This is a genomic window from Peribacillus sp. NPDC096447 (genome assembly GCF_044762725.1).
Taxonomy (GTDB): Bacteria; Bacillota; Bacilli; order Bacillales; family DSM-1321; genus Peribacillus.
On record NZ_JBIWEV010000017.1, the window covers coordinates 16,894 to 29,484 of the forward strand.

At 33.1% G+C, this 12,591-nt stretch carries 14 protein-coding genes and 1 pseudogene; 10 read left to right on the forward strand and 5 right to left on the reverse strand.

The features are described from left to right. Positions 1-7: 7 nt before the first annotated feature. A pseudogene (locus tag ACIQZD_RS25705) lies at positions 8-97 on the reverse strand (DUF6262 family protein); the annotation flags it as partial. An 800-nt stretch (positions 98-897) separates the two neighbouring features. Here ACIQZD_RS25705 and ACIQZD_RS25710 point away from each other — a divergent pair. The 7 genes from ACIQZD_RS25710 to ACIQZD_RS25740 all read left to right on the forward strand — a co-directional run bounded on the left by ACIQZD_RS25710 (position 898) and on the right by ACIQZD_RS25740 (position 6,749). Further along, positions 898-3,018, forward strand: coding sequence for a hypothetical protein (locus tag ACIQZD_RS25710; RefSeq protein ID WP_402907591.1), 2,121 nt, complete (start codon positions 898-900; stop codon positions 3,016-3,018). Next, entirely contained in the window at positions 2,981-3,094 is a 114-nt protein-coding gene (locus ACIQZD_RS25715) for an SEC-C metal-binding domain-containing protein (RefSeq protein WP_402907594.1), read from the forward strand. Before ACIQZD_RS25710 ends, ACIQZD_RS25715 begins: the two co-directional genes overlap by 38 nt. 555 nt (positions 3,095-3,649) lie before the next feature. Beyond that, positions 3,650-3,949 (forward strand): DUF2089 family protein, encoded by a 300-nt coding sequence (locus ACIQZD_RS25720; protein WP_402907597.1) that lies wholly within the window; start codon positions 3,650-3,652, stop codon positions 3,947-3,949. Next, a complete protein-coding gene (locus tag ACIQZD_RS25725) occupies positions 3,950-4,237 on the forward strand; it encodes a hypothetical protein (RefSeq protein ID WP_402907600.1) in 288 nt (95 codons plus the stop codon). It begins immediately after the preceding gene. A gap of 178 nt (positions 4,238-4,415) precedes the next feature. Then, positions 4,416-4,826, forward strand: a complete 411-nt coding sequence (locus tag ACIQZD_RS25730) for a YhfM domain-containing protein (RefSeq protein WP_402907603.1) — start codon at positions 4,416-4,418, stop codon at positions 4,824-4,826. Between the two features lie 242 nt (positions 4,827-5,068). Further along, complete coding sequence (locus ACIQZD_RS25735) at positions 5,069-5,647, forward strand: RNA polymerase sigma factor (protein WP_402907606.1); 579 nt, start codon at positions 5,069-5,071, stop codon at positions 5,645-5,647. Continuing rightward, positions 5,637-6,749: a DUF4179 domain-containing protein gene (locus tag ACIQZD_RS25740; protein ID WP_402907609.1), complete on the forward strand. Its 1,113-nt coding sequence runs from the start codon at positions 5,637-5,639 to the stop codon at positions 6,747-6,749. Before ACIQZD_RS25735 ends, ACIQZD_RS25740 begins: the two co-directional genes overlap by 11 nt. Before the next feature lie 254 nt (positions 6,750-7,003). On the opposite strand, the gene ACIQZD_RS25745 is transcribed toward ACIQZD_RS25740, so the two are convergent. The 4 genes from ACIQZD_RS25745 to ACIQZD_RS25760 all read right to left on the reverse strand — a co-directional run bounded on the left by ACIQZD_RS25745 (position 7,004) and on the right by ACIQZD_RS25760 (position 9,459). Continuing rightward, on the reverse strand, positions 7,004-8,434 hold the full coding sequence (locus ACIQZD_RS25745) for an IS4 family transposase (protein WP_402907612.1): 1,431 nt from the start codon (positions 8,432-8,434) through the stop codon (positions 7,004-7,006). A gap of 217 nt (positions 8,435-8,651) precedes the next feature. Continuing rightward, positions 8,652-8,831, reverse strand: coding sequence for a DUF3976 domain-containing protein (locus tag ACIQZD_RS25750; RefSeq protein WP_402907615.1), 180 nt, complete (start codon positions 8,829-8,831; stop codon positions 8,652-8,654). Positions 8,832-8,854: 23 nt separating this feature from the next. Further along, entirely contained in the window at positions 8,855-9,232 is a 378-nt protein-coding gene (locus tag ACIQZD_RS25755) for a permease (protein WP_402907618.1), read from the reverse strand. A gap of 20 nt (positions 9,233-9,252) precedes the next feature. Continuing rightward, the gene (locus ACIQZD_RS25760) at positions 9,253-9,459 is read right to left on the reverse strand and encodes a helix-turn-helix transcriptional regulator (protein ID WP_402907621.1); all 207 of its coding nucleotides are present in this window, start codon (positions 9,457-9,459) and stop codon (positions 9,253-9,255) included. 691 nt (positions 9,460-10,150) lie between these two features. Here ACIQZD_RS25760 and ACIQZD_RS25765 point away from each other — a divergent pair. From ACIQZD_RS25765 to ACIQZD_RS25775, 3 genes are all read left to right on the forward strand, one after another. Further along, positions 10,151-10,882, forward strand: coding sequence for a class I SAM-dependent DNA methyltransferase (locus tag ACIQZD_RS25765; RefSeq protein WP_379164740.1), 732 nt, complete (start codon positions 10,151-10,153; stop codon positions 10,880-10,882). A 78-nt stretch (positions 10,883-10,960) separates the two neighbouring features. Beyond that, positions 10,961-11,434, forward strand: a complete 474-nt coding sequence (locus tag ACIQZD_RS25770) for a GNAT family N-acetyltransferase (RefSeq protein WP_214805620.1) — start codon at positions 10,961-10,963, stop codon at positions 11,432-11,434. A 156-nt stretch (positions 11,435-11,590) separates the two neighbouring features. After that, complete coding sequence (locus ACIQZD_RS25775) at positions 11,591-12,364, forward strand: SDR family oxidoreductase (RefSeq protein WP_379164738.1); 774 nt, start codon at positions 11,591-11,593, stop codon at positions 12,362-12,364. Positions 12,365-12,591: the final 227 nt, after the last annotated feature.

Below are 12,591 nucleotides of genomic sequence, written 5' to 3' on the forward strand. Positions count from 1 at the left end.
AATACGGTTATTTCTTCTTATATACCTCTGCATAAGCTACTTTTAATTGCCCTTTTAAATCTTTATTCTCTTGTTCTAACCTTTTGATTTTTCGTTGAACTTGTTTTTTGGAAGGAACTATCGCCTGCTGCTGTCTATAATCAGTTTACTTGAAGATATATTAAATGATTTGACAAACGGACAAAAAAATGAATTTTTAGAGTTTCTTATGTTTGATTTACTTTTAGAATATCTTTTAGGTAACAATACTAATCCTGATACTATAGTAGATGCTGCAAAAAAAACGAAACAATAAAGTCCTTAAAATTAGCCTTTGACTATGTAGCATTAAGTGGCCCACACACTTAATGGTTATCGCAATCCCAGAATGTTTTGCGGAAAACAATACTATCACAAATTTTAAACCAATTCGGTTGGAAAAATATCGAAGACAACTTTTCAAAGGTGAGGCAATACATTTGAGAATTTATTAGTAACAGTGAATACAGTTACATGGAAGCCATAAAAAGTCCAAAACAAGACCAAAACCGCTCGTGTCTCGTGTATTATAAAGACTTTTCTTCGATTGGGGAATAAAGGATCTGTCTTTTTGGGTGCCAATTCCCCGTTGTTTGTTACCAACAACATCATTGATTCATATTATTATCTTCTTTTACTTCTTAGGTTTCCACTCCGAGGCAAATTCCGTCTTTTTCCCCTGAGGCCATGAAAATAAGGAAGGTCCAAATTGAATTATTAGAACGACAAGTTGTGCTCATAAAAAAAAGCTTTAAAATAGGGACTTTTAAGATGCTCATCCGCTTTAGATGCAAAATAAAATTTATATTGAAGTGTCTACTTTTTTTATCTAAAATTAAGTAGATAAAAATGGAAATATATTTCTGGGGGAAACACAAAATGGATTTAAAGGATTTTAAGTCAGCAATCAATGATTCAAACATCGAAGTTGCAGCAAATATTCTGGTGGAATTGTATATGGAAAACCCTAATAAATTCAGAAAAAGCCTTTTATTAAGTAATAGTTTACCTGAACCTATAGAAAAGTCGATCTCTGATGATAAAATAAAAAAACCTCTCCAAGCATTTCTTCAAGCAGGATTGCAGTTAGTTGATAAAGATGTAAACATTTCACAATATGCAAGTGAATTTAGACAATTGTCAGAAGCCATTCGTATTATTAACCAAAATTCTAAAAGTAATCTAGAACGATTAGAGAAAAATACTTTTCTTGAATATTCTCTTTCAGAACAACTACAAATGTTTTGTATTTATATCGAGGACCAACATCGGCTATCTAACGAGATCAGGGAAAATGATAATAAAAAGTTCATTACTGGCTTGGAAAATGTAATTGCTAAATATGATGCAGATGATATGGAAGGAGTAAAAATATCAGAAACAGATCGACTTGAGGCATTAATTGATATTGCCGACACATTGTTTAGGTTCCTCTATTATAAAGGGAGAAAATCTATTGAGAGGCAAGAGAATTTTGAACACGAAAATATAACCCCTTATGGTATAGGAAGTCTTGAAGAAATAATGCACTTAGCGGCACAAAGGGATATTCTTGTGGATATATGGGGGAAATATAAATATAGAGAATGGCAATTAGGAGAAAGAAAAGAAGATGGTGTACAACATAAAATTTTCTATCCACCTTCTAATGAGGATTATAAAAAGGAAAGGATAGCAATCAATAGATATATATATAGAGATCATATTAATGTGCAGCGAAGAAATTCTAAGTTTTTGAAAGAAAATCAAGAATCCCTTAGATATATGCAAAAAGTAGCAAGTAAATTAGATGTAAATAACATAAATAGCTTATTTCAAATTGATAAAAGCGAATATTTTCAATCAAGTGTATTTATAGGAAATTTACTAAAGGGACAACTTGAATCTCTAGATGATATTTATTATGGAATTGAACACGATGGTATAAAAATTACCGAATTATTTAAGGGATTCGAATATTTATTTACGATTGCTAGTATTTATCAAAATCTAGCATTAAAGGGATTTAATCAAGATGATATCAGTCACTATAAAAGATTATCCCCCATAATTGATAAAGTTGAATTCATTAAACAATTTTCATATTTATATGAGATTGAATATAAGATAGCGGAGAGTATTGTGGACATTTTTACATTTTCGAATAAGCCGTTATTAGATGTTTTTTCACAACCATTAATTTATGTTGGACAAAATAAAGTAATATTTTGTCCAACCCTTATCTTACAAATGAATATTGTAAGAATAGTAGAAATGTTAGTCACCGAATGGAATATTGATATTGCTAGTAAGGGAGTTGAATTTGAAAGACAATTAAGGTTTATTCTTTCATTTAATCCACATATACAGGTAAATACAAATAAAATAGAATTTAAAGCTTATGATGGTAGAGATGTGGAGTTTGATTTTATTGGACTCTTCAATGATCATCTTCTTTTAGTAGAATTTAAACATGTTCGAATTCCATTTTCGGATAAAATGAAGAAAAATGCACTAGATACTATCGATTTTGGAATCCAACAAGTTAATCGAAGAGAAGCAGTTTTAAAGCATGATTGGGAAAAAGTAAGAGAAAAATGTAGTTTTGAATTACCGAAAAAAATGCCAAGTGACGATAAGATAATTAAATTAACCTGTACTAACATTCTTGATTTTTCGTCTATTATCAGAAATTCTGTTGAAATTATGGATTCATCGTCACTATTGAAATTTTTCATGTCACCCGAGATTAAAGGTATAGCTTTTAGTAGTGAAATTACAGAAAGACTGTACCAAAAACTTTGGAAAGAAGATTATCCTTCAGTTGAAGACTTTAAGAAGTTCTTGGAATGCCCTGTAGCAATAAAACCGTTTGTTAGTTGTTATGAAGGGGGATTAAAACCCCTAATTAAAATAAAAAAAGAAGATTATAATATTAACTATTTTGATTATAGTTTAATAAAAGATCCTTATGAAGAAATTAATGCTGAAATATTTAAATCTAAATCGGTACCAGTTTAGAAGCAATAAAATAGAAAGAAATGACCCATGCCCTTGTGGTAGTGGAAAAAAATACAAAAAATGTTGTAATGAATAATTAGAAAAAGCAGAAATTTTAATAATGAAATTTTTCGAAAAAAAAAAGCAATAACAACTAGAATAATCTGGTGAAATATATCTAAGAAAAGGACGCATAAAAAACTTATTATAAAAAAACAAGCAGCCATTTATTTGGCTGCTTGTTTGGTTCAGTCATCTTCAATCAGGCCATTAAACATTTATGGGTCGCTTCTAGGATTTATTTTCTTGCTTACATCCACAGTATTTGCATTTAAAAGATAAAAACTTCAATAAGGGAGTTGGTTTTGCAGCTCTTTTTCTTATGAAACTAAAGGGGCAGGTTAGTTCTATAAGACTTAAATTTCTTTAGCGCTATTGGATGTGGAATAAAAATATTGGATTGCTTCGGCAATCCCTTTTTATTGAACCACTGGAAGGATAGTTAAAGGGAAAAGAGTAAATATAATAACCTTTTTTGTAGTTAATATTATATTATGGGACTACAAAATATTAATAATATTAAAATTTATTTGAATTTTATTAAAGATAATGTTAAATTATATATAAAGTTTATTGAAGGGAGGTTTTGGAAATGGAGTCAAAAGATGTTCCAAATTGGATTTTATCTTTAGACATAGAAGATATTGAGTTTATTAAAAACTTTGTAATGAATTCAGGCTCTTTAAAAGAGATAGCGAAATTTTATGGAGTATCCTATCCAACTGTAAGAATAAGGTTAGATAAGTTAATTCAAAAAATAAAACTAAATAATAGTTCTGAGAACGAAGAGTTCATAAGTTTTATTAAAAAACTTTCTATTGATGACAGGATTAGTTTAGAAGATGCAAAAATGATTATTGATAAATATAAAAAGGAAAGAGAGGATATATAAATGAATGATTGGTATGGTCTTTTAATTACTTTAATGTTACTAGCAATCCAATACTTTTTATCTACAAGGAATAATCCTTACTGGGGAGTGGTTTTACCAATATTATATTTGTCATTTTTGGTATATTTTAGAACTACAGGAATACTTGAAGTTGGTATAATCAAGTTATCGCTCTTATTCGTTGTTGGTGAAGCCTTTTTATTAGGATACTGGATTCATGGAAGACAGTTTTTATCCAATAAAAGAAAAAAAGAATTAGAAAAAATGAAGACACAAGATATTAGATAGTGAACCAAAAATGGTATTGAATTATGTCAGAATATTTGTACTTAAACTAACGGGTGCGTTAGCTGAAGATCGGAGCTGTCTCTAAGACAGCTTTTTTATGGAAGTAACGGGGCAGGATAGTTGAAGATAAGCTGGAACTATTTTGTAATGTAAACGTCTAAATTTATGGAGGTGTATGATGAAAAAAATAATAAATTTTACTTCTCTTTTTGTCTTTATGGTGTTATTGGTCGGATGTATTGAAGAAAAAGGACAATTATCAAGAGTAGATGTTCAAAAAATTGATACAGAAGGAAAATACGAAGATGTCGTAATGATAACAGATAGAGAATCAATAGAGCTGCTAAGGCAGGCATTTGAACAAATCAAATGGGATGATAAAGTGGTTAAAATGGCTAGAAAACCAGACGTAGAAGCTACTTTATTTTACACTTTTGATGAAAATGAACCTGAAAGACTTTATGAATATGAAATTTGGTTTAATGAAAGTGCAGGTACAGCAACAATTATTAGCAATAATGAAAACGAAAGTTATGGAGAGTTAGATAAAGATAATGCACAAGCCCTAAAAAATATTTTTCTTAATTAACAGTAACAGGTGCTTTAGCTGAAGATCGGAGCTGCCTTTAAGGCAGCAGTTTTTCATTATGGCACTAACGGGGCAGGTTAGTTTAATAATCATGGATAATTTTCCAATTACATATAGGGGTACCGCCATTGGTAGGACCTCTAATAAAACCTGCGTCTGCAACTTTTTTTATAAAAAGTGAAACCAAACATATCCTGAAAAACGACATACTATTGAACACATTATAGAGAGGGGACCCTCACTTGAATAATGAACAAAATTTAATGGATCGCATCCGTAAAGGAGATGGGGAGGCATTCAGTCTGCTCGTGGAGGAAGTATTGCCGTCTGCCTATAAAACGGCTTTCCTGATTCTCCGTTCAAAGGATCTTGCTGAAGATGCGGTGCAAAATGCACTTGAAGATTGTTACATTAGCATTATAAAAAATAAAAATATCCAAAAGTTTAAGGCTTGGTTTTATCGGCTTGTATATTTTCGAGCTATTGATATTTACCGTAAAAGCACTCGTATTCATTCTTCTACTATTGAAGAACACCCAGAAGTAATAGTGAAAATGGTTTCGGAATCTGCCCAGAACCGCGCAATTCAAAATGAAACGATGAAGGAAATGCTTAATTTGATTTTGAACCTTCCAAAAGAACAAAGCGTTCCCATTCTACTTCATTACTATGAAGATCTGCCAATTAAAGAGATAAGTCTCATTCTGGGTGAAAATAGTAACACGGTCAAAACGAGGCTGGCGCGGGGAAGAAAAAAACTCGGAGAAATAATGCAAAAGAACGATAAATATCTGCTGGAGGCTAAATCATATGGGATATAAGGAAGAAGGTAAGCAGACATTGGAGGAACAGCTCCAAATCCCAATATCTCTCGAGAGGTTTACAAAGGAACTTCCTAAAAGGTATAGGGATGGAGAGTTTGCTGAAAGTAGAATAGAACAAGTGAATCAGGAATGGGCTCATTTTCAACGGAGTATGAGAAAGCAATGGTCTTTTGGTAAAAAGATTGCCGCCTTCACGATTGCAGCAGCAGCTAGTTTGGTTCTATTTATGGGGTCGGGATTCGTATCACCGACGATGGCAAAAATGATCGCAAAAATCCCGCCACTAAGTGAAATTTATAATCGACATGATGAAAGCCTTGATGTCTCAATTAAAAAGGAATTGAAAAAAGAAGGCTACCCAGTGAAAGAAGTAACACTGATCGTGGGGGGAAGCGAAGGAGAAGTCTGGATTTTCGTCGATACTCCTGAGGAAAAGATAAAGAAAATGAGGCCTACAATCAAAAAGGTAGCATTTAAAATTATGCATGGAGAACCATATAAAGGAAAAACGATAGAGGACTTTTCAGTTAAGGTAATGAAATTTGTTGCTGAACCCCCTCAGAATAAAAGGGAGGCACAAAGGGAAAAGGAAATTACCGAGGCTTTCGAAATTGTTAATCCCGTTCTGAAATCATACGGATATGAAAATGCTTTATCGGCTAGCCCAGAAACTATTGAACTTGAATTCCCTAATACTGAAAGCAAAGAGATGATTGCTGAAATTCAAAAAGCAGTGGAAGATGCATTAAAAACTGCTGGGAATAATTCCTTTAAAGTTAAAACTAAAACCTTTAATCTAGCTAAAAGAGAGCATTACAGCCGTTGGTCTGATGCGGTTACGGGAATTGGACATGAATTCATGACCTATAAAAAATATTATGTTTCCAGTGTTGGTTACAAAAGCATTGACGGGGAAAAAATGCAGATTGAAATTCGCATGAATCTGCCAAGCACTGATTTGAAAACAGCTGACCTAGCAAAGGAGCTTAACATCATGATTGAAGACTTCATCCATTCAGAGGAAATCTGGCAAAAAGTAAAGGACGATCCGTACGAAATCATCATTACTAGTAAAGATAAGAAAAGGATGAATGAATAAAGCATTAATTAGAAAAGGGCCAATGTAAAAATGGCCCTTTTCTAATGGATCAAGGTCACGAACGAAAGTAACATAAAGGATATTAGTTAACATAAGAGGAAAGAGAAGATGATAAACGCGCCTATAGGGGGAGAGTCACATGCCCATCAAGCTAACAACATAAATTAATAGAGCCAAATAATATTGATTCAAAACTACCCAGTACTGGGAAATTAGGCATGTCAAAGAAACCTTTAAAAAAGCGATATTTTTTGCTAGGCAGCTTGTCTATCCTTCACCGTCTTTTGATACACAACCCCTAGAATATCAAAGACAGTCATCTTCTTATACCTATGGCATTTTCGACCGTTCTTTTTGAGTAGCTGAAAAAGGCGATGAAGAATTTTCAAAAGCTGTTCTGAACCAATTGCTATTGCTTGAAACAATAACGGAAAGTAATCTTTAATCATATAAATCGCTTTGTATTCACTCAACTCCTGATTTTTCTTTTCAAGCAAAAGCTGTCGCATTTGAAACATGGTAGAAGAACAGAGGAGAATGCCAATAAGTTGGCCGTATAAATGGCACTCTAGGCGTTCTTTTTTGATTGTTTTGCATTCATCGATTTCAAAGAATGACTTCAATGTTTTAAATAAAATCTCAATCTGCCAACGCAGGGAATAGAGGGAATGGACATAATCAGTGGGAACTTCTTCTGGCGATGAATTCGTGATATAGACATTCATCCCCATCAAGTGCTTACTTTTCTCCTTCATGACAATGCCTTTCTTCTTTTCTCGTATTGCTTGGTTTATAAGGCGTGTTTGCGTTTGATCATCGGTTAAACGATGGATAATAACACGTGCTGGAAGCTTCTGATTTTGGCCAATGTATGCCTCGGGGATTTCCATCGTTTCACCAGGGGTTAGACCGGACATTATTTGTGCCATATCAAGCTTGATGTATTCTGTTTGCTTTTTTATCGTGCCATTGTTGAAGAATTCTGGCTCAGGGTTCTTGATATAAATACGTGTATTAAGCTTTAATCTCGAGATATAGTAAGCATCTTTATCATGAATGGCTTGTAAGTCTCCTAAATCAAAGTAACCAAGATCACGTAAGCATAAATCGCCTTTCTCAACAGTTTCAAGGCAAATTGTACCGTATGTTTTATCATTGTTCTTTCCTGGTCCTAGTTGTACGTTTAAAAATTGGCCACTTAATAAATCGTATTCCAATTGGATTTTCACCCCTGCAGTATTACTACTCCCTCCAGAGCCTTGATAATTTGTAGCAAAGGAATCAGGTAGCTGAAATACAGTCGCATCTAAAATCCGAATACGTTTGAAAGTAGAAATCATGTCTGAAGAAAGTGATTGATTTAAACAGAGTTTTTGTGTTAACAGCGAAGTAAAGACTTCTCGGAGGAATGTGACAGCTGCTGGATTAAAGCGTTGATTCAACCCTTCTGGGCTCATTAGTATACCCGTCGAAGCCTCTAAACGACTACATAATTGTGTAAGTGATGTACTAGCGACTTCTTGGCTGAGCCAAACGCAAAGGGCGATGAGTTCAGCTGCTTGATACTTACTAGATCGCTGTACAAAGCCCATCTGTTTGGCCGTTTCTTGTAGGACTAATGGAGATAGAAAGCGTTGTAATTCTTTCGCAAAAAGTGTCAGTTCACTGGAGACGATAGGATTCATAAAAAAACACCATCCTTTCTCGTAAACTTCTTACGATAAGCATAGCGTTTTTTCATTTTTGAAGGTATTGTTTAAACTTAGCTTGATGGGCATGGGGTAGCGTCAGGAAAATGCGGATCTACAACGTTAACGAAATTCTATAAATAAGCCTAATTTCTCGGTGTTACAGAAGTTAGGCTTTAGTTGCTTCATAAAAGCACCTTTTAGTGGAAAAAGGTCAATTATTTGAAAGGACAACAAATGTAGTTACTAAAACAAAAACTACGACCATAGATACAATTAATTTAATGAATCCTTTTTTTGTAAGTGAATTGTTCTTATTAGTGTCTTTTCTTATTAACAAGTACATCGCTAGAAATCCAAATAAGAAAATAAGAAATGGAAAAAACCATTGCATTTATACCCACCACTTTCAATGTTTTAATAAAACTTAGATAAAATAACCCAAGATATAAAGACTGTTATAATATTTAAAGCAATTAAAAGATTAAGGACTTGTATTGCGGTAATCTGTACAATATCAAATTGAATTACTGTTAAAAGCACAAAATAATAAAACAACAAAGCAAAATAAGAATAAAACATTCCCTTTTGTCTAATTAATTTCATACGTTCATCTTTTTGTTTAAATTGGGGATATAAGTAACTTAAGCAAAAAGACATAATTGCCATCGCAATAACCGTATAAGTCATAAACACTGGTGTTGCTCCAGCCATAATCGAAACAAAAACAAGGAATCCCCCCAACAAAGAAAACATAATCCCAAAAATAAAAAATGCTTTTTGTGAATAGTCCATTTAAAAGACCCCTTTCTAGATCATTTATTCTCCTTCTCTTCGTAGATAAATAAATCTTCAATTTTTGAATTGAAGATTTTAGCAATTTCAAACGCAAGTGGTAATGAAGGGTTATATTTTCCCTTCTCGATTGAAATGATAGTCTGCCTAGAAACTTCCAAATTTTCAGCCAATTTGTCCTGCGAATAACCAAATTTCTTTCTGTACTCCATCATTTTATTTTTCAATCCCACCATCACCTCTCTTCAATACAATTTTATTGTAAAGTAAACTTTACGTCAAGTTACCTTTACATAACTTGTAGGTGAACACGACATATTTTCTAAAAGGGGTACATGATACAAAGAATAAAAAAGAAGTCCAACAATATTTCGAAGAATACCTATCAAACATTGGTGTTGAAGATTATAAAGTTGAAGTTTTAGTAAGATGAAAATTTATAGATAAGTATAGTTTTTGCAATTAGGGGTCCTACCACATCGCCATCAAGTTAAAGTTTTGTTGTACCCCCAGAATGGAATTTTGGACTTTCTTGTAACTTATAAGCTCAATTTATCGTTTTGGGGGTGACCTATTTTCTTGGCTTGATGGGCATGGGGGAGAGTCAGGGAAATGCGCATTTACAACGATAAGCATTTTGATACAAGTCTTATGAGACATTATATAGCCTAATTTAGAGGTACTTTGAATGTGTCTCAATAGGTTCTACTCTATTGAGATTGTGAATGATAGTACTTAAACTATCGGGGCAGGATAGTTCAATAAGAATACATGCTTTTTTGGGAAAAATTGTTATAATGAAGTGGGATATTCGTTAGGAAGTTTGCTGTTCAAGGTGGAGTATAGTTATGAAATCTAAAAAGACAGTATTGATTAATTTCATACGTCTTGGAGTGGGTATTTGTTGGGGGGGCTTTAATGGAGTACAGGGGTGCATCAGCTTACAACGATGATGAATTTTTTAAGAATTATATAACCAGGAGAAATCGTGAGGAAAGTCCAAACAATCTTATTGAAAAGCCTATATTGCTTGAACTTATTGGTAAAGTAGAAGGAAAAAAGGTGTTAGATTTAGGTTGTGGTGACGCTAAATTTGGATATGAACTTCTACAAAAAGGGTGTATCTCATTTGATGGAATAGAAGGATCAGAAAATATGGTAAGAGAAGCTACTAAAAATCTGAATGGCACAGAAGGAAAAGTGCATCTCGCTTCAATGGAAACGTGGAATTTTGAAGCTGATAATTATGATCTTGTTGTTTCACGGTTAGCCCTTCATTATTTAGAGGAATTAAATGTTTTGTTTAAAGAAGTTCATAAATCACTAACAGATAACGGGAAATTTATATTTAGTGTTCAACATCCTGTTTTAACCTCATCAACCAAAAGCGCTGCGGCTTCTTCCTCAAAAACTAATTGGATAGTAGACGATTATTTTAATAGTGGCGTAAGGATAGAACCTTGGATCGATAAGAAGGTTGTTAAATATCATCGAACAATTGAAGAATATTACCAACTTTTAAAACAAGCTGGATTCATGATTGAAGATATGAGAGAAGGCACACCAAGACCTGAGGAAATTAATAGTGAAAGTGAATATAAACGAAGAATGAGAATTCCTCTTTTCTTAATGTTTTCTTGTAAGAAATAAGAAGTTTCTTTCACTAAATGGCGCGATTCTCCAGTCCTAAAAAATTCATGTAAAATAAGATTACGAAGGGAAAGCCATATGCAAATTATTAGCGTTAGAGAACATCCAGAGTATAAAGAAAAAGCAATTAAATATTTTCAGTGTAAATGGGCAAACGAAAATAGTATGAAAGTCTATGAGGACTGTATTACACACAGCATAACAACGGAAAGTCCGTTTCCTATTTGGTATTTAATGGAGGATTCGGGCGAAATTATTGGCTGCGCAGGTCTTATTAGCAATGATTTTATTAGTCGTATGGATTTATGGCCTTGGATATGTGCCCTTTATATTGAAAATAGCTACCGTGGTAGATCTTTAGGCAAAGAGCTACTTATACGTGCTAAAGCTGATGCTGAAAAAGCAGGATTCAATAAAGTTTTCCTTTGTACTGACCACATTGGATACTATGAAAAATATGGATTCACTTATATAGGTGACGGATACCATCCTTGGGGAAGTAGTTCAAGAATTTATGAGAGCAATAACCAAAATAATCATTTTTCAGGTTAGCGATTATTTATTCAAGAATCGCTTTTCTTAATGAACTAACCGGTGCTTAGCTGAAGATTGGAGCTGTCTTTTAAGACAGCTTTTTCTATGTAACTATCGGGGCAAGTTAGTGAAGTATTAAGACTTAAATTTTTTTTGGAATGGAGGAATATTATAATGAACCAATTAAAAGGAAAAATTGCAATTATTACAGGTGTAAGCCGTCTGAAAGGGATTGGAGCTGCTATTTGTAGGGAGTTAGCTGAAACGGGTTACCATATATTTTTTACTTATTGGACGGAATATGATAAAGAAATGCCTTGGAGCATTGAATCAGATGAGCCCATGAAATTAAAAGAAGAATTAATAAAAAAAGGTGTTAAGGTATCATGTATGGAGTTGGATTTAACTTCTTATGATGCACCAGAACAACTTATAAATGAAGTTTCTGAAAAACTTGGTTATCCTGATATCTTGATTAATAACGCAGCATACTCAACTAACAACGATTTTTCTAATTTGACTGCTGAAGAATTGGATAAACATTACATGGTAAATGTTCGTGCAACGACACTATTAAGTAGTAAATTTGCTCAAAGGTTTGATAAGAAATCTGGTGGAAGAATAGTCAATATTACTTCAGGTCAGTTTCAAGGACCAATGCCTGGCGAATTAGCATATGCAACAACAAAAGGAGCAGTTGATGCTCTAACTATTACATTGTCGGCTGAACTAGCCCCTTTAGGAATAACGGTTAATGCATTAAATCCAGGTCCAACTGATACAGGGTGGATGACAGAGGAAATAAAAAATGAATTAAAACCGATGTTTCCTTTTGGTAGAATAGGAAAACCAAGAGATGTTGCAAAAACTATTAAATTTCTAGTGAGCGATGAAGCAGATTGGATTACAGGTCAGATTATTCATTCAGAAGGTGGATTTAAAAGGTAAATTAAACTATAAAAGGCTTTAGTTCTAGAACCTTTTTGTTGTATTAAATTCCAAGGATAGATATCAATTTGTGAATGATTGTACTTAAACTAAACCAGCTAATAGTTAGTTAACATTTTTCAATGAAAACTTAAATATTTCATGCTATACTAAATTTGTGCATGCCAAATAACCTTCCAATGAACCGTATTTGGAAAGTTTTGTGCTATTTAGTTATACTTTTAAAC